Here is a 23,118-nt window from a genome sequence, read left to right on the forward strand (position 1 = left end):
GAACAGAACAGGAATCAGCACTTATGGCTTACAGTACTTTTACTCAAAACAAAAACGATCAACTTAAAGAACCTATGTTCCTGGGTCAGCCGGTGAACGTAGCCCGCTACGACCAGCAGAAATTCGAAGTATTCGAAAAGCTGATCGAAAAGCAGCTCTCTTTCTTCTGGCGTCCGGAAGAGGTGGATGTATCGAGCGACCGCATCGACTACAACAAGCTGCCAGAGCACGAGAAACACATTTTCATCAGCAACCTGAAGTATCAGACCCTGCTGGATTCAATCCAGGGCCGCAGCCCGAACGTGGCACTGCTGCCACTGGTATCACTGCCGGAAGTGGAAACCTGGATTGAGACCTGGTCTTTCTCTGAGACCATCCACTCGCGCTCTTACACCCATATCATCCGTAACATCGTGAATGATCCGGGTGTGGTGTTTGACGATATCGTCGAGAACGAGCACATCCTGAAGCGTGCCAAAGACATCGCCCACTACTACGATGAACTGATCGCACTGACCAATGATTACCACCGCTACGGCGTGGGTGAGCACGTGGTCAACGGCGAAACCATCAAAGTCGACTTGCATACGCTTAAGAAGAAGCTGTACCTGTGTCTGATGTCGGTTAACGCACTGGAAGCAATCCGTTTTTACGTCAGCTTTGCCTGTTCGTTTGCGTTTGCAGAACGTGAACTGATGGAAGGTAACGCCAAGATCATCAAGCTGATTGCCCGTGATGAAGCGCTGCACCTGACCGGCACCCAGCACATGATTAACCTGCTGCGTAACGGCCAGGACGACTTCAGCTTTATGCAAATTGCCGAAGAAGCCAAACAGGAGTGTTTTGACCTGTTTAAAGCGGCGGCTGAGCAGGAAAAAGAGTGGGCAGAATATCTGTTCAAGGACGGCTCAATGATCGGCCTGAACAAAGACATTCTGTGTCAGTACGTGGAATACATCACCAACATCCGTATGCAGGCTGTCGGTCTTGATGCAGCCTACCCTGAAGCGACCAGCAACCCTATCCCATGGATCAACGCGTGGCTCTCTTCAGATAACGTACAGGTTGCCCCTCAGGAAGCAGAGATCAGCTCCTACCTGGTTGGCCAGATCGACAACGAAGTCTCTGATGATGATTTCGAGGGTTTTGAACTGTAATGCACAAAGTCAGAATCAACCAGATCACTGAACTTGCCGCTTCATCGTCTCAGACTCTGCTTGAGGCGATGGAGGGAGCCGGACTGATCGCGGAGTATAACTGCCGTGACGGACACTGCGGCGCCTGTCGCTGCACGCTGGAAAGCGGTGAAGTGGAATACGTTGGTTTTGCGATGGCATTCACTCAGCCAAAAGAAATATTGCCCTGCATCTGCAGGGCAAAATCCGCGCTGGAACTGAGTAAAGTCAACTGCCAGCCGAAGGTAAAGCGCGCCTGAAAACGCTTAACCGGCCGCGTTATGAACCTGGCAAGAATCGCCTGGTAATGCGTATTTATTGAGTAAATATTCAGCCGTTTTCCGGGATATTGTCTTCTCTCCGATCACCTTGCCCCCATCATCGAACAGAGACATCCGGTACCCGCCATGCGGTGTATCTGTAATGGCCGGAGCCGTTTTCAGCCACATAGAAACCAAATCATTAGTATGATCGCTATGTGCCTCACCTAAAAGTACTTTATCACCAGAAACCCGGTACCACACTTTTATCATCGTCCGTGTCAGCATACGTACCTCCCACTGTCTCGTCACGCATCCGTGACCACCTAATATTAGCCAGGATCCGCACGGATCCAAGGCTCTTTTTTGAGACAAAATCACTTAGCGCACTTTGCATAAAAACCGGGCAGCTTTTGGATCACCATGACCCGTCCCCGCATCCTTTTGCCGATAAGGCGGGCAGAAAAGTCAAGCTCTGTTTAAAAAACATTCAGCGGGTAAAAAAATTTTTTTGCCCCGATTTTCGGGCTTGACCCAGGAGGTGACGAAAGTGACAACAGAGGACAAAAAAGCTCACCAGATTGGTGAGCTTTCGCAGAACTAAGAAAGACTGGCTGCCGGGACGTACAGCTCTTTCTCCCGCTCCACAGAGCCATACTGACCAAATACCGGCTTTCCTTCAAGATGACGACGGAGCATATCCAGCACTAAAGTGGAGATGATCTTACGTTGTGCCAGACGATCATAATCACGGTTAAAACGCAGAACCTGACCCCACTCCCCCTGCTGACACGAAAGCGCAATCGCAAAGCTGCCATCAGACAATGCGCCGGTCGCCAGACCAAAATGGGCTTTACCGTTTTCCCGGCACGCTGCTGCCATTGCCAAAGCGGCCGCCAGCGGCTCTTTGTCGGCAATGCTGGTATTTACCGATGAGTTCATCACCCAGCCCAGCTTCAGATGCTGCGCAAGCACTTCGTTTTCATGCAGCCAGGCAGACAGATAACCGAGACTCGACTGCTCTGCCAGCGCGACGCTGGTCCGGGACTCCAGCAGCAGGTTAGCGACATTATCCAGCATCGGCTCATCAACGCTCACGACCGCATCTTTCAGGTGGCTGTAGATGATTTTGAGCAGCGACATCCGCACCGTCATATCATCAGCCGGCCCAAACAGCTTTACTTCTATAAACGGCAGGTACGAGCGATAACCAAGCTGATAACCCGCCGGCAGTACTAACCGTTCCAGTTTGTCAGAAATGCCCGACTCTGACAGGCCAAAAGTATAGATACGGCTGCACTCGTTAACCGTGACGTCCGGATGCTCCTGCGCCAGCTTTGGCAGCACCTGAGACTGGATCATGTGTTTAAACTCAGACGGCACACCCGGGGTAAAGTAGCAGCTTGCCTTCCCTATCTGCAGCTCGAAGCCGCAGGCAGTACCAACCGGATTGTCGAGGATCACCGCACCTTCAGGCAACATGGCCTGCTTGAGATTGCTTTCCGGCATCTTAATTCCGCGACGGGCAAACTTCTGTTCCATCTTTTCAAGCCACTCACCAGACAGCACCAGACTTTTATCCGCCGCATTCGCCGCTGCCAGTGCAGTCAAATCATCGCTGGTTGGCCCAAGACCACCGTTAACTACAACAACATCAAACCTTTCTGACAGCTCACCCAGTTCACGCTCCAGGGAAGTTTCATCATCCCCCACCGTGGCCCGGTAGCTAACCTGGTAGCCATGCTCATAAAATAACGACGAAAACCAGCTCGCGTTGGTGTCATCAATATCTCCGTGAAGGACCTCTTCCCCGGTGCTCAGCATCGCAATCTTTAACATAAAACCAACCTGTTTGTTTTTGTTCTTTATCTCACACATTTCACAGCATTTTGACGTATTTCATTGTTTAATAGTCTATTTTTGTGACCTGGGCACACTGACATCCCGTGTGAGGTGTTCTAATAATTTAACCTAAACGGACCCGATAAATCAGTTGCATCTATAGGTGGAAGTAAGAATAATACCCGCCCTATACCGTATGCATTCGCCATGGAGCCTTTCGTGCATTTAAAGCTTTCGACTGCCGCTTTGCTGGTATGTTCCACCGCAACCCAGGCAGCTGACTTCCGCTACGAGTTTGACCAGCCGGTTTACCATATCGGCAACTCAACTGATAACTACAGTTTAACCGGAGAATCCTCCGGAACGCGAAGTCTTGTATTTCTGAGCGAAAAGGACACGCCTCAGCTTAATTTTGAAACTGAGCGCCCATTATACCTGCAGGTTAAGCAGGAAAAAGACTGGGACTACCTGAAAGAACAGACCTACACGATTCTGGGCCTGAGCGTAGCAACTGTAGGTCTGATGACCCTGCTGCCGGAAAGCATCACCAAATGGGACGCAGAAGATCGTGATCTGTCAGGTTTAGGCCAGAAATGGAAAGAGAATGTCTCAAAAGGACCGGTCTGGGACCGGGATGAGCACTTTCTTAACTATATTATGCACCCCTACTTCGGCGGTGTTTATTACACTGCAGCCCGTCATGCAGGCTTTAATGAGTTCGAGTCCTTTATGTACTCGTTTACCATGTCTGCCGTGTTCTGGGAGTTTGGTGTAGAGGCCTTTGCAGAAATCCCGTCCTGGCAGGATCTGTTTGTTACCCCATTCTTTGGTGCGGTCGTCGGTGAAGTGATGCTGGAAACCGAACAGAAAATTGCCGATAACGGCGGTGAAGTCATGGGTTCTGAAACCCTTGGTGATGTTTCGCTGTTTTTCTTAAACCCGGTTGGCCATATCCATTACTGGGTCAGCGATGCCTGGGGCGGCGACGCGAGCGTCAGCTTCCGCTCTCAGCCATGGCAGCCAGGTTATATGACCGAAGCAGATATGGCCGTCAATGGCTACAGCTATGATCGCCAGTTCTACGGTCTGGACTTCAAAGTAACCTTCTGAGCATTTTTTCACCAACGGGTATGATACCGGTATCTCATATAAGGCAGCGATTTCGCTGCCTTTTTTCATTTATTTGAACCCGGTTGCAGCCAGGCTTCAAAAAAGCGGAGTCCAGTCAAACAATCTGCGTATTAAATGCCTACACTGTAAATGAAGCCTCTGTTTCATACTTGAAATCATTCACTTAAGTAGAAACAGCGTGCCACAGTCTGTTGGTTTAACCTGGAGGGATATCCTATGAACACCACATTTATCGTCAACTTTGTTGGTCAAGCTTCCCCTTCCACCATCAAACAACTCGCCGCTGTCACCCATGAGAACGGAGGCAAATGGCTGCTCAGTAAAGTGAACTTTATTGAGAATCATGTTGCTGCGGTGATAAAAATTGAGCTGCCCAAACACAGTGAGGGCGTGGTTAAAGAAGCATTCTCAGCAGTTCCTGACCTCGTGGTTCAGTTTGCAGATGCCGATACTGCCACGCATGACAAAGATGAGATCTTCCACCTTCGTGTAGACGCCAATGACAGAGCCGGTATCGTCAACGACATCACTCATGTACTGGATGGTCAGGGCGTAAACATCCTCGATATGGACTGTCAGCGGGTATTTATTGCCGACGGCGGTGGTGTCAGCTCCAGTCTGTTCTGCTCCGATATCGTGATCCGTCTCCCGGCGAATATGAAAGTGACCGATATCGTCGATGAGCTCGAAGCACTCAGTGAGGATACCAAAGTCCTCCTCGAAGAAGAGTAATCCTTCCACAGGCCCTGAACATATCAGGGCCTTTTTTTTTCTCTCACATCCGGTTATTCCTGAACATTCCTTTCAAACTTGTGCAACAAATTGCACTCGTTCTTATTTTTGATTCATTTGCAGCAACACATGTTTTTTCTTTTGAATTAAGACACACAACCACAATCTGATTGAGCAAATACTCATAAAATCTACCACGCTGAAAGGGTAGCAGTGAGATGCACTGCACATAATTACTAGAAAAATGCTCCCCCATTTTCATCTGCATCGATTTGTAGAAAGGTGGTAACGTCATGTTGAAACTAAATAATATTAAGGTCGGCCATAAGCTGGCCATTATGGTAGCTGTGTCTGTTTTGGGGCTGCTGGTTATGCTTTGGATGGCAGCCAGCACGCTGGAAACAAAACTAATAGCCGAAAAACAAGTCCGGCTGCAGGCCGTAATCAGTGCAACGCTGAGTCAGATTAAACTTCTGCATAAAACCCTGCCGGAAGACCAGGCGAAGCAACAAGCCAAGCAGCTTATCAATGCCGTCCGCTATGATGGCAACAACTATATTTTTGCCATAGACGAATCCCGCTATACCGTTACCCACCCCAACGACAAATTAATCGGCCAGCAAATGGGCGAAACCGGTGACCGCTCCAAAGACCAAATGTGGTTCGATATGGTGGCGCTGGGCAGCGGCGGCAATACCGGCTCGTTGACCTACCCCTGGCACACCAGTGACGGAAAACCCGCCGACAAAATCTCGGTTGTTCATGGTTATGCACCATGGGGCTGGATCCTTGGCAGTGGCATGCTGATTAACGATATTCAGGCTGCCATAAACGCGATGTTACTGCAGATGGTCACGGCAACCGCTGCTGTACTGGCAATACTGGTAGGCCTCGGCTTTGTAATAAGCCGGGCGATCGTAAAACCGCTTGAAGCCATCAAAGACGCAATGGGTGACGTCGCGAACGGTGACCTGACAACCGAAGTTCCTGTCCCGGGCCGCGATGAAATCGGTGTGGTCGCATACCGGGTCAATCAGAGTATCCGGTCAGTCCGTGATGCACTGGTCGAATCGGTCAACTCTGCCGCCACCCTTTCGGAAGCTGCAATTCGCATTGCCTCTTCGGCAGAAGAAACCAGCCAGGCCGTGACCAGTCAGCGCGATCAGCTTAATCAGCTTTCCACCGCGATGAATGAGATGAGTGCAACGGTCGCAGAAGTAGCCAGCCACGCAGAAGAGTCCGCCAAAGACAGCTCCAGTGCAACAGACAAAGCCAACGTAGGTGATAAGGACGTAGACTCCAGTATCGTCAGCATTCAGGACCTGACTGTAGAGCTGGAAAAAGCCGCTCAGTACGTTCAGAACCTCAAGGAAGGCGTGATGCAAATCAGCGAAGTGACCACTGTGATTGGCGGTATTTCAGAGCAAACCAATCTGCTGGCACTGAATGCTGCTATTGAAGCGGCACGTGCAGGTGAACAGGGCCGTGGTTTTGCCGTAGTGGCCGATGAAGTGCGTAACCTCGCCAGCAGAACACATACTTCTACTGATGAGATCCATACCACGATACAAAACCTGCAAAATCTGGCCATCCAGACTGCAGGCGTGATGGAAAGCAGCCAAAAACTGGCCCATAACAGCGTAGAAAGCGCCACCCATTGTGGTAAAGATTTGTCTTCTATCGTTGCACACATCCAGACGGTACGTGACAAGTCAACGCACATTGCGACTGCAGCGGAAGAGCAAAGCATGGTAGCAGAAGAGATGAACCGCAACGTCAGTATGATCAACGACTCCGCACTGGAAATGTCCGAAGCCGCCGGTTATCTGGCCGCAGAAAGTGAGATTCTGGCGGACATGTCCAGACAACTGGACGGGAAACTGGCATCGTTTAAGCTGGCCTGACACAGGTTGCGCGGTTCGGGGTACGTGGTTCGCGGAAAAGCAATCCGCGAACCCAAACCCGCGGACCAAGCACCGCGCACCAAGAACCAAACGGCCTTAAAGGCCGTTTTTACTTAACCCCCCACTGCGACAGCGAGCGCTTAAAGTCCTCATACCCAAACTCGTTGAGCTTCTGGATTTCGCCGTTTGAGCGTTCACAGTAGATAGATGGCATTTTCAGGCCGTTGAACCAGTTCAGCTTCACCATGGTGTAGCCTGCGCTGTCCAGGATATGCAGGCGCTGGCCGATTTCCAGTGGCTGGTCGAAGTTCGCTACACAGAACTGATCGCCTGCCAGGCAGGAACAGGAGCCAATCACGTATTCATGGTTACCTGCCTCAGATGCTTCCAGCACCGATGCCGGTTCATCGTAGATCAGGGTATCCAGACGGTGCGCTTCGGTCGCGGAATCGACAATCGCGGTCTTCTTCACGTTCTCGACGATATCCACCACGGTCACCACAAGGTCGGTGGTTTTGGTAATGATGGCTTCGCCCGGCTCCAGATAGAGCTGCACGCCGTGCTTTTCAGAGAAAGCTTTCAGTGCCAGACCCAGCTTTTCAATGTCATAACCCGGCCAGGTGAAGAATACACCACCGCCCAGGCTCACCCAGTCAAGCTTATCCAGGTGCTCGCCAAACTGCTCAGAGATGGCATCCAGCAGGCTGATAAAGGCATCCACGTCTTTGTTCTCACAATTCATGTGGAACATCACGCCGTCCAGGTTTTCGAACACTTCCGGCTGAATGTGGTCAGCCTGAACGCCAAGACGCGAGTATTTACGTGCCGGGTTTGCCAGATCCTGGCCAGCGTAGCTTACACCCGGGTTCAGGCGCAGGCCCAGTGAGGCCTTACCTTCAACAATATGACGGTGGGCGGCAAGCTGGCTTTGTGAGTTAAAGATCAGCTTATCGCAGATATCCGCCACTTCACGTACGTCTTCTTCGCTGTAACCCACGCTGTAAGCGTGTGTCTCACCACCAAAGGTTTCGTAACCCAGCTTCACCTCAAACGGACCAGAGCTGGTGGTGCCGTCCAGGTACGGTTTGATGATGTCAAATACGCCCCAGGTCGAAAAGCATTTCAGGGCCAGAACCAGTTTTACGCCGGAGATCTCTTTCAGCTGTTTGGCTTTTTCGAGGTTTTGGATCAACTTGTCTTCGTTGATCATAAAGTAAGGGGTTTTTAAATTTTGCTTGTTCATAATTGCTGATTGCTCGCCGCGAATAAAGAACAAGGGAGTGTTACGGCATAACCCCCTCTGACTCCCCCTTGGAAAGGGGGAGAACCCGTTATGTGCACTCTTTGGCACAGCAGTTAACAAAAAACAGCAACAGCTTAATAGCTATCGCTGTTTTTCATCTTATACCTGAAATTCCGGGTTCGAAATTACTTCAGAATCTGAATATCAGGCTGGGCAACTTCCAGCTCCTGAACGTGCCAGTCCAGGCCGATTTCCGGCATGGTTTCCAGGAACGGATCCGGGTCCAGCTGCTCCATGTTGAACACGCCTTTGTCTGCCCACTTACCACGGAAGAACTGCAGCGCTGCAGTAATCGCAGGAACACCGGTGGTGTAAGAGATCGCCTGGTGCTCTACATCTTCGTAAGCCACTTCGTGGTCTGCGTTGTTGTAGATAAACACGCTGCGCGCTTTGCCGTCTTTGGTGCCCTGAACCCAGGTACCGATACAGGTTTTACCTGTGTAGCCTGGTGCCAGAGAAGTAGGGTCCGGCAGCATCGCTTTCAGTACGTGCAGAGGCTGAACCACAGTGCCGTCGTGCAGGGTCAGCGGATCCGGGCTCAGCAGGCCGATGTCGCGCATGCAGTTAAAGTAGTTCAGGTATTTGTCACCAAAGCCCATCCAGAACTCGATACGTTTTGCCGGAATGAATTCCTGCATTGAACGCACCTCATCATGAGCCATTGAGTAAACTTTGTGCTTACCTACCAGCGGGAAGTCGAACTCGAACATACGCGAGTGACACGGAACCTGTTTCCAGTCGCCCTCTTCCCAGTAGAAAGAGTCGCCCTGGATTTCCAGCATGTTGGTTTCAGGGTCGAAGTTGGTTGCGAACTTCTTACCGTGGTCACCGGCGTTCACGTCCATTACGTCGATGGTGTCGATCTCATCAAACAGGTGCTTCACAGCGTAAGCGGCGAATACAGAAACCACGCCCGGATCGAAACCCGCGCCCAGGATACCTGTGATGCCCGCTTCTGCGAACTTCTCACGGTAGCCCCACTGCCAGTCGTACGCCTGAGGTACCTGCTGGCCTTCAGAACACAGATCTACTGCTACTGACGTATCCAGGTAAGAGACTTTCGCCTGATAACACGCTTCCATGATGGTCATGTTTACCCACGGAGGACCCGCGTTGATCACAAGATCAGGCTGAACTTCTTTAATAAGAGCTACCAGTGCGTCCACGTCATCGGCATTGACTGCACGTGCTTCCAGTTTCTTCGAAGGATCTTTCAGGTTATTTTTCTTCTGGATCGATTCGATGATCTTTTCACACTTGCCTACGGTACGTGACGCGATAGTGATGTCACCCAAAACGTCGTTGTTTTGTGCCGCTTTGTGGGCCACAACCCAGCCAACACCACCTGCACCAATCTGTAGAATTGCCATTCTTATATACCCTTATTTCGTTAGCTCAACCGCTAGTTGGTTAATGTCAGTTAGTAGTTTTTCGAAGTCCTTCATCGCAAGACAAGGATTCAAAATAGTAAATTTAAGCGCTGATTTCCCCTCTACCGTGGTTTCGCCCAGTACGGCGACGCCACGCACCAGCGCTTCAAGGCGAACCTTTTGGTTCAGCTCATCCAGATCACCCTCACCTGTACAGCGGAACAGAACCGTTGACAGAGAAGGCTTCGCCAGAAGTTCGAATCCGCCGTGAGCCGCCACCAGAGAAGCAACCTGCTGAGTCTGGTCGATCAGATGATCGTACATCTCACCCAGCGCCTGCGGACCAACGCTCTGCATGGTCATAAAGACTTTCAGTGCATCGAAGCGTTTGGTGGTCGCCATCGATTTATCGACCAGGTTTGGCAGCGTATCGTGCTCGCGGTTTAAGTAATCGGCGTGATGCAGCAGGTGCTTAAAGTTCGCTTTCTCTTTCAGCAGCACTGCGCCACAACTGATTGTCTGATAAAACAGCTTATGAAAGTCCACACTCACCGAATCAGCGCGTTCAATGCCCGCCAGACGCGCTTTGTGGCTGCTCAGGATAAGAGCGCCGCCATAAGCGCCATCGACGTGCATCCACATATCATGCTCAGCCGCGACGTCAGCTATAGTGTTCAGATCATCAATTGCGCCATGGTCGGTGGTACCTGCGGTACCCACAACGGCAAACGGGATCAGGCCTTCGGCTTTCGCTTCGGCAACCACTGCATCCAGTTTTGATACATCCATACGACCATCAGCCAGGGTATCCACACACAGTACGGCTTTCTCGCCCAGCCCCATCCAGGAGGCAGACTTCTGTACCGTGAAATGGGATTTCTTCGAGCAGACGATACGCAGTTTGTCCGCGTAGTCCGGCAGGCCCAGTTTCTGGATCGAGTGACCGCTCAGCTTGTCTGCAATCCAGTCACGGGCCAGCAAAAGCCCCATCTGGTTGCTCTGGGTACCACCACTGGTGAAGATACCGTCTGATTCTGCGCCCAGCTCATATTTATCGCACAGCCAGTCAATCACGCGCTGCTCAACATAAGTCGCGGATGACGCCTGATCCCAGGAGTCCATTGACTGATTCAGCGCCGCAATCATGGCTTCAGCCGCGATCGCTGGCATCAGCGGTGGCGTATGCAGGTGCGCAATGCAGTTCGGATGCTGGGTAAAGATAGAGTTTTTCACCACCAGGTCACCGGTTTCACTGATGATCTGTTTCAGACTGGTGTTGCCCTTATCCAGGTTTACTGCCTGGATCTGAGATTCCAGCAGGTTTGGCTCCATACCTGAGTACGGCTTATCCACCTGCTCGAACAGCTGCTTCATCACGTGAGTGGTATGATGCATTACAGAAGCAAACTCATCCGCGCCCTGCTCACCGGTGTGAACAAAGTGGCTGGTCCACTTGCTTTCGGTTTCATTTTTCAGACCACCGCCAGCGGCCAGAATCGCCTCTTCAAGTACCTTCAGGGCAAAATCCAGCTGCTTATAGCTGATGATGACCGGAGGCAGGAAGCGAATAACCGAGCCATCGCGGCCGCCTTTTTCAACCATCAGGCCACGCTCCAGCGCCGCGCGCTGAATAGCCAGGGTCAGGGCGCCGTCAGACTGACGTTCACCAAATTTGTTCTTTTCGCCGTTCGGGTTAACGATCTCAACGCCCAGCATCAGGCCTTTGCCGCGCACTTCCGCGATGCAGTTAACTTTCTGAGCGATACGCTCAAGGCCATCACGCAGGTACTGGCCGGCATTCTTTGCGTGCTCAGTCAGACCGTCACGTTCGATGATCTCCAGCGCTTTAGCGCCTGATACCATTGCCAGCTGATTACCACGGAAAGTGCCGGTATGCTCACCCGCATTCCAGGTATCAAACTGCTTTTTGATCACAAGCAGCGACATAGGCAGACCGCCGCCAATTGCTTTGGACAGACACAGAATATCCGGTACGATGCCCGCTTCTTCAAAAGCAAAGTTGTGACCGGTTTTACCTACGCCACACTGGATCTCATCAAAAATCAGCAGGATGCCATGCTCGTCACAGATACGGCGCAGCTCACGCAGCCAGAACGCCGGCGCCGGGATCACCCCACCCTCGCCCTGAACAGGCTCAACAATAATCGCTGCCGGTTTCATGATCCCCGCTTCGTCATCATTCAGCATACGTTCGATATAACGGATACCCGCGCGGGCACCCTCATCACCGCCAAGACCGAACGGACAGCGCAGGTTATACGGGAAAGGCATGAAGTGTACGTCTGACATCAGGCCGGTACGGCGGGCTTTGGTACCCAGATTACCCATCATACCCATGGTGCCATTAGTCATGCCGTGGTAGGCACCGCGGAATGCAATCATGGTATTACGGCCGGTGGTTTGTTTGGCGAGCTTAATTGCCGCCTCTACCGCGTCTGCACCCGAAGGGCCACAGAACTGCAGCACGCTTTCGTTTGCCAGTTCCTGAGGCAGGAAGCGCTTAACGCGTTTAATAAAGTTATCTTTGGCCTGAGTGGTAATGTCCAGGGTCTGATATGGCAGGCCGGAATCCAGCTGCTCTTTCAGAGCCTGATTAATTTCCGGGTGGTTGTAACCCAGAACCAGGGTACCAGCGCCCGCCAGGCAATCGAGAAAAACCTGACCACGGGTGTCTTCCACCAGCGCACCCTGAGCCTGCTTAATCGCAATTGGCAGACGGCGTGGATATGAACGGACTTCAGACTCGTGAGTCTGTTGCTCCAGCAGCACCTGATCCGGTGTCAGGTCATAGCAACCAGTTGGTTGCGGAATTTCAGATGAAAAAGGGGTCACCACATGGGTGTTTTGTGCTTCAAAAACTGAGCTCATGGTTATTAACCTGTTATTCTGGCCTTGATCAGACCTCGCACAATCCTCCCGTCTGAAACCAATCAGCAGGGACGGAAAAACGCATAGCAAAACAGCCTGAGGACAAAAACGTCTCAGGTTCGGATTAGCTTAGAATGCTAGATATATTGGGGGGCTGAGTATCAAGGCTCGGTGATGATACTGCAGTTTGGAAGAACAGAGCTGATTTTAAATAGTAATGTGAAAGTAATCATGTTGGGCTTCCTGTCAACGTATTGCTCCCGGCAATACTGGTTTCCCATCTACTGAGCCACCCACGACTCAGTACCTACCCTACACAGTGTCACAATCAGCCTGAATGGTCACTGTGCGTATCCCCCAAAACGTCATTTGAGATTGCGCGGGAGAATAGCACTTTAATTACAGGAAGCGCAATAAATTTTATCCTGTTCAAATCAAAAAAGCGCATGATCTGCCGGTCATACGCTCTGTTTATAAAATCCGCGTTTTTGCTAAACCAAAGGAATTTCCAGCCCCAGTTTTGCCAGCCATTCATTAAGATCAAACTGCGGATTTTCAAATCTGTCGTAACTTCTGACTGTGTAATAAACCATCATGTCGACTGAAAAGCGCGCACTGGCCTCCAGAATGTCGTCGTTCACACTTGTTCCTGGATTACCCAATGCCCGTCTGCTAAAACCAACACCTGAGCTTACTCCCTGAATGTCCCGTTTACGCTCCTCCAGTACCGCCTGCATAGAAGCATTTTCATAATAGGACTCAAGAACAACAGCATGTTTCAGCAGGGTTTTATATTTGCGATTTAATACCTTCCAGGTCTCATAGCTGCTGAGAGATTCGGACATCTGCTTTTCCGCCAGCTCATAATCAACAATAAATCCCTTGATTGCTTCGAGCGCCTGTTTCTCAGTTGCGACCTGGTCTGTTACCTGTACTTCATATTCAAACCAGTCCACATCACCAGCAGTAGCAGGCAGTGTCCCGCCCATTAACAGCGCTAACGCCAAAAGTGCTTTATACACAACAAGTATCCCCGAATTACTTTTCAATACATCATGATAGCAAATGGCACGGAGGCTCACCTCAGGCATCAGCCTTAAAGTGAACCTTGATCACCTGATTAAACACTTCTACCCACTTAGCATCAAACTGCTTACCTTTATAGTTGTTAATCTCTACTATGGTACGGACCAAAGGCCTCTTCAGCAGTTTCATGTGGGCTCTTTCATGGGTACGTGCGTCAAATGTATCAACGATACTGAGAATCTTGGCCCCCTCGCAGATTTGCTCATGTGCAAGACGGTTAGGATACCCGGACCCATCCACCTGTTCATGATGCTGGAGGATCATCACTGCCGCGTCATGCCAGCGAATAGACTCGTTTAACATCAGATAACCGGATTCGGGATGATGGTGCAGTATCGCGCGCTCATCAGTATCCAGTGCTCCTTTTTTATTGAGGATGGAAAGCGGCATAAATGACATACCAATATCATGCAGCATTACCGCTACCGCGAGCTGGGTTTTATCGACCGGATAACCGGCCACCCTGTTCATCTCCATACTGAGAAAGAGCTGTCTGGCCGTACGGCCCCGCCAGTAATGGCTTCGGTTTTCCAGCGGCGTGACCAGGCTCATATAAAAATGAATATCCTCATCAAGCGCAATCTTGTGTTCGGTCAGGATCTCAATGAGCTGGCCAAACTGCATGGTATTGGGCTCGTGGTAGGCAACCAGGTCATCGACCACGCTGTCCGGTGACGGGGCAACATCCGGTGGTGACAACTTCGCTTCCGGGTCAAACAGAAGCAACACTTTCTCAACGTATTTTTCCCGTTCTTCCTGCCCTACATCAGCGATCATGGCAATGTTTTCACACACCGCATCCACCGTTTCCTCAGACAAAGGAGAAGGCTCATCATCAATCCTGGCTTTGACCATTTGCTCTGTCATGTCGAAAGTCAGCAGGATCACATCGCAGAGCAGACTGTCGTAATGCAGGTAACCCTTACGGATATAATCAAGCAGGTCTTCCAGACTCTGAATAACCGGAGTAATTGAATTCAGTCCGACATAAACAAGATTGCCTTTTACGGTATGTACCGCACGGAACAATGCATTAAGCAGGTCGGTGTTTTCAGGATCATGCTCAAGATCAATCAGCGTCACTTCACACTGTTCATGCGCTTCACGAAAATCCTCAAAAAAATCGCCGATGGACTCCATCTGGATTTGGTCTTTGTTTGTGTTGTTGGAATTTGTCATCTGTCACCCACCAATAACAGTTGTATTAGTAAGAGTATAGAACAGCTTATGTAATAAGCAGGCAGGAGAACACCGCCTGAAAAGAGAGGAATGACGCGTTATTGAGTCATAATCATGATCCAGAGCCACAGCGCTCCCAGAACCAGGGTCCAGGCAATGGTTCTTGGCCAGTCGGAATGACGTTTTGGCTTATGCTCCTCATCGTGCTCTGGCTCATGCGCTTTCGCCTCAGACGCCTTCCGTCTTTTTTTCTCCGCCGCTTTCTGAGCACGCCGCTCTGCCGCCTTATTGGCTATCTCAGTAAACCGGTGGCGCTGATCGTTACTGAGCTCCTTAGTCGGATCATAATGCTTACCAATGTCATTGTGTTTAGGAGTTACCGCCATGTTGTCCTCCTTAATAAACAATTTCGCTTACATAAGTATAGGTTGGAGGTTGCGAGAAAGCGAATTTGAGGCACTGGGCACTGGGCACTGGGCACTGGGCACTGGGCACTGGAGTGACTTCAACAGATACTGAGTGGAAATCAAGAACGGATAAAAAAACGGCTGGCGTTTGTGCCAGCCATTTGGTGAAATTAAGAAGCGGTCTTAGGTTTTAGTGCTGCAGCTTTTTTACTGCCGAGGACATTGATCATTGCGCCGGTGATGATGAGGGCGCCGCCAGTCCAGGTCCACAGGGATGGTACCTCGCTGAAGACCAGCCATCCCAGTGCAATAGAGAAAACGACCTGCACGTAAGAATAAGCCGTGGCTTTGCTCGCAACTTCACTACGCATCGCCTTGGTCAGGCCTACCTGGCCGCCCTGGGTAAAGATACCCACAAACAGCAGCAGCACAATAGCTTCCGGGTCAGGCATTACGAAACTGTCACCCAGCAGCACCAGCGACAAAGGTAATGCCACCAGCGGGAAGTAAAAGATAATAACCGAGCTGTCTTCTGTTGCGCTGAGCTTCTTTACTATCACGTATGCGACTGCACTGCCAAATGCGCCCAACAGGGCAACGCCAATACTGAACAGCGGCAGGCCTGAGACACTTTCAAGGGTCAGGCCAGGACTTACTATCACTGCCAGACCTGCCAGGCTGAAGGCTATGCATGCCATGGTCGACAGCTGGATTCGCTCTTTAAGGAAAATCAGAGCCAGGAAAGCGGTAAATACCGGGTGCATGTACTGCAGTATGGTCGCTTCAGCCAGAGGAAGCGTAGTGACCGCATAGTAAACACAGATAAGCGCCAGAGAACCAGCAACACCACGTGCCATTAACAACTTACGGTTGTTTCCCCACACAGAGATACGTTTACGCTTTACGTCAGCGTAACTTATTACCAGGGAAACCAGCGCACGGGCGGCCACGATTTCAAATACCGGGATCCCGTGAGTACTGACCAGTTTGACACAGGCCGACATCAGGGCAAAGGAAAGCGCAGAAAGAAGCATAAAGCGCACGCCCACAGGAACAGCGCCGGAAAATTTAGACAAATGCGCAGACATAAGAGAACTAAACCACCATGGAGAATTCGAAGTCTTCTGCCAGCGACAGAGACCAAAGCCACCTTCCCCTGGCAGTGAATCACCGCAAGCCATGCGGTGCGCGCAAATGATAACACGTATCCTTACGCCGTGGCGAGTTGTCCGGTCAGAATGCAGTCAGAAAGATTTTACGGCATACCTTGTTGTGTGGACATTACAAAAACCAAAAAGCCCCGACATTTCTGTCAGGGCTTTGAGATTTGGAACGACGCGACCGGCCAGGGCACGGGGTTCGGGCTCATGACCTCACCGCAAACACAATAAAACAAACCCGGAGATACCAAAAAGCCCCGACATTTCTGTCAGGGCTTTTAAATTTGGAGCGACACACGAGGTTCGAACTCGTGACCTCAACCTTGGCAAGGTTGCGCTCTACCAACTGAGCTAGTGTCGCATGTGTTCATAATGAACTTATTTTAGATGGTGCCCCGGGCCGGACTTGAACCGGCACAGCGCGAACGCCGAGGGATTTTAAATCCCTTGTGTCTACCAATTCCACCACCAGGGCACGCAATTCGTTGCGATGGATAAGACACCATCAGATACCGCCATCAGGCCATATCCTTTAATTTGGAGCGACACACGAGGTTCGAACTCGTGACCTCAACCTTGGCAAGGTTGCGCTCTACCAACTGAGCTAGTGTCGCAAATGGAGGCGCGTCCCGGAGTCGAACCGAGGTCCACGGATTTGCAATCCGCTGCATAGCCACTCTGCCAACACGCCTTCAAACTCTTGGGTTCCGCTTTCGCGTTCCTCTTGAGTACGGGAAAGGATTCTACGGATTCACGCGGTCACGTCAACACTATTCTTTGATTTTTGTTTCGTTTGCGCAAAATACACGCAAAAACAGAGAAATGATGCATTTTTCTGGTTTTCAGCCAAACCGGACAGCAACCCATATTCACAGAATGAGTAACCAGGCCGGATAACATTAGCACCATTTGATATACTTGATGCGCAGTAACCATAAGGAACGTGGAATGAATCAAGCTAAATGGCTGTCTTTACTGACAGATAGGGTCCGTCACCTGCCCACCACAGCCAGCTATGAAGAAGTGCTGGCTGACCTGGCGGAGCTCCAGGTGATTTCTGCCCGCTATAATCATTCGATTCCACTCGAATACCAGGCGGTATACGAAGCGTATGCCCAATACCGGGCCGGGGAACTTATCCCGGCGATGAAGCAGTTTTTTGATTGTGTAGCCATCTGCCATTCCCACAATCAGGAATACCTGGTCCATTTTTCCTGGTTTTGCATCGGCACCATCTTCGGCATGCTGGGCGATCAGTTCCACGCCAGCGAATTTCTTACCAAAGCCGAGAAAATCCATACCTTTCAGGATGACATCCTCTACGCCCTGACCAAAAACAACATTGGTGACCTGCTGCTTCAGTACGAAAAGTATGATGAGGCCCTCGCCTGCTTCGCCAGCGCGATTGATATTGTCGAAAGCATTAACCAGCCAGAATTTGCCACTATTGCTTACATCAACAGCGCCGCTGTATATGTGGGGCTGAATGAGCCGGAGAAGGCGCAGCAGATGATGGACAAAGTTACGCCGCTTATCGGAGACAACCGGCGTAATCAGGGCTTTGTAAACCAGGTCCGCGCACAATTCTTTCTGATGATCAGCCAGCCGGACCAGGCGGACCACCACTACCGGCTCGCAATTGAAGACATGGCCGTCTGCCACAACACCCACTATCAGTCCGAAATCATGCTGGAATACTGCCACTTCCTGCTCAGCCAGCAACGTATTGACCATTTTGACCAGACCCTGAAAGACGGGCTGACACTTGCCAAACAAACCGGAGCCGACAAGCTGATCGATGGTTACAACGAACTGCTGCTGGAACGCATGGAACACGAGCAGGACTTCTGTACCCGCGAAGAGACCTACAAACTGCTGCTCTCTTCATACCAAAAATCGCGGGAAGCAACCAAGCAGAGAGAAACCTCGTATCTGAAGCAGCTCTACCAGCTCAACATGGACCGTCTCAAGCTTGAGCAGGCGCAGGACATCAGTACCAACCTGACCATGGTGAACAATATAGGTCAGTACATCAGTACCTGTGACAGCTTTGAAGACATCATCGGTCGTCTGAGCCAGGACCTTTCCCGGTTGTTTACTATTGATGCACTGGCAATCGCATTTTACCGCCCTGAACAGGGGGAAATTCAGATCCAGCACTACTACGATGAAGGTAAGATCCAGGAACCTGAAGTGCTGCCGTGTGGCAGTGAGTCCACTTTTTTTGAGTACTGTGCCCGGCATAAACGCCCGCTCTATTTCAACAACATGACCAGCGAGAAGAAGCAGCAACTGCTCAACAGCAGCGCGGTATATGAAGGGCTAAACTCGCTGATGTTTGCGCCCATTATCATCGCAGACAAAGTCGAAGCTATTTTTACCATTCAGGCCCGTCAGTGCTTCGCTTATCAGACGTTTCATTATGAGCTGTTTTTGCAGCTCTCCAACTATCTGTCGATTGCGCTCGAAAATCAGCTCAACCGCCAGAGGCTGACCCGGCTCTCCCAGACCGATCACCTGACCCAGCTCTGGAACCGGCAGTCACTGGACATCCACTTTGCCGACCTGCTGCTGAGCCCGCCAGAGCGCCTGTCTGTTCTGATGATCGATATCGACTGCTACAAGCAGTTCAATGACCACTACGGCCACATAAAAGGCGATGAAACCCTGATTGCGGTTACCAGCCTGATCACCCGTCATTTCGATGATGAGCATACCCGCGTCTACCGATACGGTGGTGATGAGTTTGTGGTGATTGTTCACAGCCAGAAGCCCAAAGCCATTAATGCCCGGGTAACCGCTCTGCAAAACGAACTGTATGAAAAGAACCTGCCTAACGAGCACTCCTATTGCGCGGACCGGTTATCCCTTTCCATAGGTGCCGCCCACATTCGTCAGGACCTGTCGCAGCTCTCCCTGAGTGAGTGTCTCCACCGTGCAGATATCGCGCTCTATCAGGCCAAACGAAGAGGCAGAAACATGTATATGGAACAGAAATATGATTCCTGAACACGCTTCCACTCTGACTCTGTTTTGTTATATTAACTCTATATAAATGATCTCTGAGGTATAAATAATGAGAATTTCACTGGTTATCGCCACCGTCGCACTTTTTCTTGGCGGCTGCTCAAGCACCTGGCAGGGCGTTAAAGAGGATTCGTCCAAAATCTACGATGACACTAAAGAAGCGATCCACGAAGCGACCGAATAGTCGTGCATGACCCCGGATAAAAAAAAGCGCCTCATCAGGCGCTTTTCTTATATCTGTTCTTACAGTTCTCAGTGATGCTCTTCAGCGAGCAAATCATCTTTGGCCGCTTTCAGGTACTGAACCATCGACCAGTACGTCAGGAATGTTGCCACATACAGCGCGCCATAACCCAGCCAGATCATCCAGTCATCGTATTTCCAGATCATCACCCACAGCGCAAACATCTGCGACATGGTTTTTACCTTACCCACCCAGGAAACCGCCACACTGGCGCGTTTACCGATTTCCGCCATCCACTCACGCAGAGCCGAAATGATGATCTCGCGGGCAATCATGGTAATCGCCGGAATGGTCACCCAGATGTTGTGATAGTCCTCGGTGATCAAAATAAGCGCCGCAGCTACCATTACCTTGTCTGCAACCGGGTCCAGAAATGCCCCAAAACGAGAGGTCTGGCCCAGTTTGCGCGCCAGCATACCGTCAAGCCAGTCCGTCACCCCTGCCAGCCAAAAAACCATCGCGGCGGCGAACGGTGCCCAGCTGTACGGAAGATAGAATACAACCACAAAAACTGGGATCAGGATCAAACGGAGGAAGGTCAGAATATTCGGTATGGTAAAACGCATATTAATTAGGCTCTTAGGGGTTGCGCACTAATGGTGCGTCAAATTAGTTATTGTTTCAATGCCTGAAAGATATTTTCTGCCAAAGAATGGCTTATCCCTGGCACTTTGGCGATTTCTTCTGCACTGGCGCGTTTCAGCTCCTGCAGGCCACCCATATACTTGAGCAGTGCCTGACGGCGCTTTGGACCCACACCTTCGATCCCCTCGAGGGGGCTGGTACGACGGGTTTTACCCCTTTTGGCCCGGTGTCCGGCAATGGCGTGATTGTGGCTCTCATCCCGGATATGCTGGATCAGATGCAGCGACGGCGCATCAGACGGCAGGCTGAACTCATCACCGTCTGTAGTGATCAGCGTTTCCAGCCCCGGCTTACGGGTCACCCCTTTGGCGATACCGATCAGCAGCGGACGCTTCGACCAGTCCTGCCAGTGCTGTTCAATGATCTCATGAGCACGGTTCAGTTGTCCCTTACCGCCATCAATGAAGATGATGTCCGGGATCTTCTCCGCATCAATTTGTTTGGAATAACGGCGCTCAAGCACCTGCCCCATTGCAGCATAGTCATCACCACCGGTGATACCTGTGATGTTATAGCGGCGGTACTCCTGCTTCACCGGCCCTTCATGATTAAACACCACACAGGAAGCAATCGTGCTCTCGCCCATGGTATGACTGATATCAAAACACTCCATACGGCGGATTTTATCCGTGCCGAGCGCCTGCTCAAGCGCCTGGAAACGCTGAGCTATGGTCATCTTGTGATTAATTTTGGTCGTAATTGCCGTCAGCGCGTTCGTGTTGGCCAGTTTCAGGTAACGGGCCCGCTGCCCTTTAGGGTTAGCGTGAATAGTGACTTTACGCCCGGCAATGTCGCTCAGCGCCTGCTCAAATGCCGTCAGGTCTGAAATCAGTTCGCTGTCAGCGATAAGTCTGCCAGGCAGGGTACGCACTTCACTGTGGCTGAGATAATACTGGCTGAGAAATGCTTCAAATACTTCATCACGGCTGGTATTAGCCGGGATTTTGGGAAAGTGACTTCGGCTGCCGAGAATCTTACCATGACGGATCATCAGGATGTGAATGCAGGCCACCCCGTTTTCCTGAGCAAAACCGAGCACGTCGATATCATCCATGCTGTCTTCGGAGACAAACTGCTGCTCCTGCACCCGGCGAATCGCCTGGATCTGGTCACGCAATCTGGCCGCATCTTCAAACCGCAATGCCTGACTCGCCTGCTCCATCTTCTCAATCAGGGTCTGCACCACCAGCTGATCTTTGCCCTGCAGAAACAGCCGGACATACTCCACCAAATCAGAGTACTCCTGGTCTGAAATCACCTCTTTAACACAAGGCCCGGCGCAGCGGCCGATCTGATACATCAGACAAGGGCGGGTACGGTTGGCATACACCGTGTCTTCACACTGGCGAACAGGAAAAATCTTCTGGATAAGGTGCAGGGTTTCACGCACGGCACCGGAGTCCGGATACGGTCCAAAATACTCGCCTTTGCGCTTTTTGGCCCCGCGGTGCATCGACAGTCTTGGGTGCTTATGCCCACTGATAAAAATAAACGGGTAGGACTTATCATCCCGCAGCAGCACGTTGTACTTGGGCAAATACTGCTTGATGTAATTGTGCTCGAGGATCAGCGCTTCGGTCTCGGTATGAGTCACCGTGACATCAATTCTGTCGATATGACTGACCAGGGCGCGGGTCTTTTCGTTGTCGAGTCTGGCCCGAAAATAACTGGAGAGACGCTTTTTTAAGTCTTTGGCTTTGCCGACGTAGATCACCGTCGACCCGGCATCGTACATACGATACACGCCGGGTTGACTGGTAACTGTCTTAAGGAAAGATTGGGAATCAAACACGCTTACAGGGTTTCGGTGTCAATCATTCCGTGACGGATCGCCAGGTGGGTCAGTTCTACGTCACCGCTGATGTCCAGTTTGTTAAACAGACGATAGCGATAACTGTTGACCGTTTTCGGGCTCAAATTGAGTTGCTCGGAAATATCGGTCACTTTCTGCCCTTTAGTGATCATCATCATGATCTGCAGTTCACGCTCAGAAAGCTCTTTAAAAGGATTTTCAGATGCTGAAGAGAACTGGCTAAGCGCCATTTGCTGAGCAATCTCAGGTGAAATATAACGCTGACCCGAGTTCACCACACGAATAGCATTCACCATCTCATCAGGTCCTGCCCCTTTGGTCAGATAACCTGCCGCACCGGCCTGCATCACTTTGGTCGGGAACGGATTCTCTGTATGAACTGTTAATACGATGATTTTTACGTCCGGATTAAAACGTAAAATTTTCTTAGTGGCCTCCAAACCGCCAATACCTGGCATGTTCATATCCATCAGGATCACGTCAACATGGTTACTACGACACCATTTGACCGCATCTTCACCGCTGTCAGCTTCCCCTGCCACATTCATACCACGGACGTCTTCAATAATACGTCGTATCCCTGTGCGAACCAGCTCGTGATCATCTACAAGGAAAACATTTATCAAACTTGTATCTCCACAATCAGAATTTGGCTCTTACTTCTGCGCAAGTGCGCAACACCTGCCAGTATACCGTAAATCAGAACTAAAAATTACACCCAATTTGAGGGGTAAAGCAAACTTTAGCAACAACTAATCTCAATTTTTTCGAGTCCTGTAAGTAACTGATTTAATTTTAACCACAGCATCTGTCAGGTTATTTTGACTGACAATTTGACACCAGATACTGGTACCTGCCATCAGCACCTGCGCCGGTCGTAATCAGTAACGGTTTTACTGGCCTGACGGTCAGCATAACCAATATTGACCACATTGATAAAGAACTAAAACA

Annotated in this window: 19 protein-coding genes and 4 tRNA genes; 7 read left to right on the forward strand and 16 right to left on the reverse strand. The window is 50.7% G+C overall.

The features are described from left to right. The first annotated feature begins 23 nt into the window (after positions 1 to 23). Positions 24 to 1,157 (forward strand): class Ia ribonucleoside-diphosphate reductase subunit beta, encoded by a 1,134-nt coding sequence (nrdB, locus tag ACVB80_RS04245; protein WP_481080031.1) that lies wholly within the window; start codon positions 24 to 26, stop codon positions 1,155 to 1,157. Beyond that, positions 1,157 to 1,435 carry a class I ribonucleotide reductase maintenance protein YfaE gene (gene yfaE / locus ACVB80_RS04250; RefSeq protein ID WP_481080032.1) on the forward strand — a complete coding sequence of 93 codons (279 nt, stop codon included), beginning with the start codon at positions 1,157 to 1,159 and terminating at the stop codon, positions 1,433 to 1,435. The genes nrdB and yfaE overlap by 1 nt, the downstream gene beginning before the upstream one ends. A gap of 6 nt (positions 1,436 to 1,441) precedes the next feature. On the opposite strand, the gene ACVB80_RS04255 is transcribed toward yfaE, so the two are convergent. Together ACVB80_RS04255 and ACVB80_RS04260 are read right to left on the reverse strand one after the other, a co-directional pair. Then, the gene (locus ACVB80_RS04255; protein WP_481080033.1) at positions 1,442 to 1,723 is read right to left on the reverse strand and encodes a hypothetical protein; all 282 of its coding nucleotides are present in this window, start codon (positions 1,721 to 1,723) and stop codon (positions 1,442 to 1,444) included. A gap of 312 nt (positions 1,724 to 2,035) precedes the next feature. Continuing rightward, complete coding sequence (locus tag ACVB80_RS04260; protein WP_481080034.1) at positions 2,036 to 3,274, reverse strand: CinA family nicotinamide mononucleotide deamidase-related protein; 1,239 nt, start codon at positions 3,272 to 3,274, stop codon at positions 2,036 to 2,038. A 210-nt stretch (positions 3,275 to 3,484) separates the two neighbouring features. Here ACVB80_RS04260 and ACVB80_RS04265 point away from each other — a divergent pair, with 210 nt between their 5' ends. The 3 genes from ACVB80_RS04265 (at position 3,485) to ACVB80_RS04275 (ending at position 7,044) form a co-directional block, all read left to right on the forward strand. Further along, a complete protein-coding gene (locus tag ACVB80_RS04265) occupies positions 3,485 to 4,387 on the forward strand; it encodes a DUF3943 domain-containing protein (RefSeq protein ID WP_481080035.1) in 903 nt (300 codons plus the stop codon). A 237-nt stretch (positions 4,388 to 4,624) separates the two neighbouring features. Further along, positions 4,625 to 5,140 (forward strand): glycine cleavage system transcriptional repressor, encoded by a 516-nt coding sequence (locus tag ACVB80_RS04270; RefSeq protein ID WP_481080036.1) that lies wholly within the window; start codon positions 4,625 to 4,627, stop codon positions 5,138 to 5,140. A gap of 293 nt (positions 5,141 to 5,433) precedes the next feature. Next, positions 5,434 to 7,044, forward strand: a complete 1,611-nt coding sequence (locus tag ACVB80_RS04275) for a methyl-accepting chemotaxis protein (RefSeq protein ID WP_481080037.1) — start codon at positions 5,434 to 5,436, stop codon at positions 7,042 to 7,044. A gap of 109 nt (positions 7,045 to 7,153) precedes the next feature. On the opposite strand, the gene nspC is transcribed toward ACVB80_RS04275, so the two are convergent. The 11 genes from nspC to ACVB80_RS04330 all read right to left on the reverse strand — a co-directional run bounded on the left by nspC (position 7,154) and on the right by ACVB80_RS04330 (position 17,129). Further along, complete coding sequence (gene nspC / locus ACVB80_RS04280) at positions 7,154 to 8,287, reverse strand: carboxynorspermidine decarboxylase (protein WP_481080038.1); 1,134 nt, start codon at positions 8,285 to 8,287, stop codon at positions 7,154 to 7,156. 185 nt (positions 8,288 to 8,472) lie between these two features. After that, on the reverse strand, positions 8,473 to 9,717 hold the full coding sequence (locus tag ACVB80_RS04285) for a carboxynorspermidine synthase (protein WP_481080039.1): 1,245 nt from the start codon (positions 9,715 to 9,717) through the stop codon (positions 8,473 to 8,475). Between the two features lie 12 nt (positions 9,718 to 9,729). After that, positions 9,730 to 12,606: a diaminobutyrate--2-oxoglutarate transaminase family protein gene (locus ACVB80_RS04290; RefSeq protein ID WP_481080040.1), complete on the reverse strand. Its 2,877-nt coding sequence runs from the start codon at positions 12,604 to 12,606 to the stop codon at positions 9,730 to 9,732. Between the two features lie 491 nt (positions 12,607 to 13,097). Beyond that, positions 13,098 to 13,628 carry a hypothetical protein gene (locus ACVB80_RS04295; protein ID WP_481080041.1) on the reverse strand — a complete coding sequence of 177 codons (531 nt, stop codon included), beginning with the start codon at positions 13,626 to 13,628 and terminating at the stop codon, positions 13,098 to 13,100. A 61-nt stretch (positions 13,629 to 13,689) separates the two neighbouring features. Beyond that, the gene (locus ACVB80_RS04300; protein WP_481080042.1) at positions 13,690 to 14,871 is read right to left on the reverse strand and encodes an HD domain-containing phosphohydrolase; all 1,182 of its coding nucleotides are present in this window, start codon (positions 14,869 to 14,871) and stop codon (positions 13,690 to 13,692) included. Positions 14,872 to 14,969: 98 nt separating this feature from the next. Beyond that, on the reverse strand, positions 14,970 to 15,257 hold the full coding sequence (locus tag ACVB80_RS04305) for a hypothetical protein (RefSeq protein WP_481080043.1): 288 nt from the start codon (positions 15,255 to 15,257) through the stop codon (positions 14,970 to 14,972). 191 nt (positions 15,258 to 15,448) lie between these two features. Next, positions 15,449 to 16,354: a DMT family transporter gene (locus ACVB80_RS04310; RefSeq protein ID WP_481080368.1), complete on the reverse strand. Its 906-nt coding sequence runs from the start codon at positions 16,352 to 16,354 to the stop codon at positions 15,449 to 15,451. A 369-nt stretch (positions 16,355 to 16,723) separates the two neighbouring features. Next, positions 16,724 to 16,799 (reverse strand) — tRNA-Gly (locus tag ACVB80_RS04315). Between the two features lie 27 nt (positions 16,800 to 16,826). Continuing rightward, positions 16,827 to 16,913, reverse strand: a tRNA-Leu gene (locus tag ACVB80_RS04320). Positions 16,914 to 16,976: 63 nt separating this feature from the next. Further along, a tRNA-Gly gene (locus ACVB80_RS04325) sits at positions 16,977 to 17,052 on the reverse strand. A 3-nt stretch (positions 17,053 to 17,055) separates the two neighbouring features. Further along, a tRNA-Cys gene (locus tag ACVB80_RS04330) sits at positions 17,056 to 17,129 on the reverse strand. A gap of 257 nt (positions 17,130 to 17,386) precedes the next feature. Here ACVB80_RS04330 and ACVB80_RS04335 point away from each other — a divergent pair. Both ACVB80_RS04335 and ACVB80_RS04340 read left to right on the forward strand, forming a co-directional pair. After that, positions 17,387 to 19,447 carry a diguanylate cyclase domain-containing protein gene (locus tag ACVB80_RS04335; RefSeq protein WP_481080044.1) on the forward strand — a complete coding sequence of 687 codons (2,061 nt, stop codon included), beginning with the start codon at positions 17,387 to 17,389 and terminating at the stop codon, positions 19,445 to 19,447. Between the two features lie 67 nt (positions 19,448 to 19,514). Next, positions 19,515 to 19,649, forward strand: a complete 135-nt coding sequence (locus tag ACVB80_RS04340) for an entericidin EcnAB (protein WP_481080045.1) — start codon at positions 19,515 to 19,517, stop codon at positions 19,647 to 19,649. 68 nt (positions 19,650 to 19,717) lie between these two features. On the opposite strand, the gene pgsA is transcribed toward ACVB80_RS04340, so the two are convergent. From pgsA to uvrY, 3 genes are read right to left on the reverse strand one after another with little or no spacing between them, the layout of a single operon-like run. Next, on the reverse strand, positions 19,718 to 20,275 hold the full coding sequence (gene pgsA / locus ACVB80_RS04345; RefSeq protein ID WP_481080046.1) for a CDP-diacylglycerol--glycerol-3-phosphate 3-phosphatidyltransferase: 558 nt from the start codon (positions 20,273 to 20,275) through the stop codon (positions 19,718 to 19,720). A 47-nt stretch (positions 20,276 to 20,322) separates the two neighbouring features. Beyond that, positions 20,323 to 22,146, reverse strand: a complete 1,824-nt coding sequence (gene uvrC / locus ACVB80_RS04350) for an excinuclease ABC subunit UvrC (protein WP_481080047.1) — start codon at positions 22,144 to 22,146, stop codon at positions 20,323 to 20,325. 2 nt (positions 22,147 to 22,148) lie between these two features. Then, positions 22,149 to 22,793, reverse strand: coding sequence for a UvrY/SirA/GacA family response regulator transcription factor (gene uvrY / locus ACVB80_RS04355; RefSeq protein WP_481080048.1), 645 nt, complete (start codon positions 22,791 to 22,793; stop codon positions 22,149 to 22,151). Positions 22,794 to 23,118: the final 325 nt, after the last annotated feature.

The organism is Vibrio sp. 9-16B-A1, assembly GCF_056726165.1.

Bases quoted from the DNA above. Each gene is read 5' to 3' on its own strand.
- ACVB80_RS04290 (WP_481080040.1), bottom strand. From the start codon at position 12,606: ATGAGCTCAGTTTTTGAAGCACAAAACACCCATGTGGTGACCCCTTTT.
- pgsA (WP_481080046.1), bottom strand. From the start codon at position 20,275: ATGCGTTTTACCATACCGAATATTCTGACCTTCCTCCGTTTGATCCTG.
- yfaE (WP_481080032.1), top strand. From the start codon at position 1,157: ATGCACAAAGTCAGAATCAACCAGATCACTGAACTTGCCGCTTCATCG.
- ACVB80_RS04285 (WP_481080039.1), bottom strand. From the start codon at position 9,717: ATGGCAATTCTACAGATTGGTGCAGGTGGTGTTGGCTGGGTTGTGGCC.
- ACVB80_RS04260 (WP_481080034.1), bottom strand. From the start codon at position 3,274: ATGTTAAAGATTGCGATGCTGAGCACCGGGGAAGAGGTCCTTCACGGA.
- ACVB80_RS04340 (WP_481080045.1), top strand. From the start codon at position 19,515: ATGAGAATTTCACTGGTTATCGCCACCGTCGCACTTTTTCTTGGCGGC.
- ACVB80_RS04270 (WP_481080036.1), top strand. From the start codon at position 4,625: ATGAACACCACATTTATCGTCAACTTTGTTGGTCAAGCTTCCCCTTCC.
- ACVB80_RS04265 (WP_481080035.1), top strand. From the start codon at position 3,485: ATGGAGCCTTTCGTGCATTTAAAGCTTTCGACTGCCGCTTTGCTGGTA.
- ACVB80_RS04335 (WP_481080044.1), top strand. From the start codon at position 17,387: ATGAATCAAGCTAAATGGCTGTCTTTACTGACAGATAGGGTCCGTCAC.
- nrdB (WP_481080031.1), top strand. From the start codon at position 24: ATGGCTTACAGTACTTTTACTCAAAACAAAAACGATCAACTTAAAGAA.
- nspC (WP_481080038.1), bottom strand. From the start codon at position 8,287: ATGAACAAGCAAAATTTAAAAACCCCTTACTTTATGATCAACGAAGAC.
- ACVB80_RS04300 (WP_481080042.1), bottom strand. From the start codon at position 14,871: ATGACAAATTCCAACAACACAAACAAAGACCAAATCCAGATGGAGTCC.
- ACVB80_RS04255 (WP_481080033.1), bottom strand. From the start codon at position 1,723: ATGCTGACACGGACGATGATAAAAGTGTGGTACCGGGTTTCTGGTGAT.
- ACVB80_RS04305 (WP_481080043.1), bottom strand. From the start codon at position 15,257: ATGGCGGTAACTCCTAAACACAATGACATTGGTAAGCATTATGATCCG.
- ACVB80_RS04275 (WP_481080037.1), top strand. From the start codon at position 5,434: ATGTTGAAACTAAATAATATTAAGGTCGGCCATAAGCTGGCCATTATG.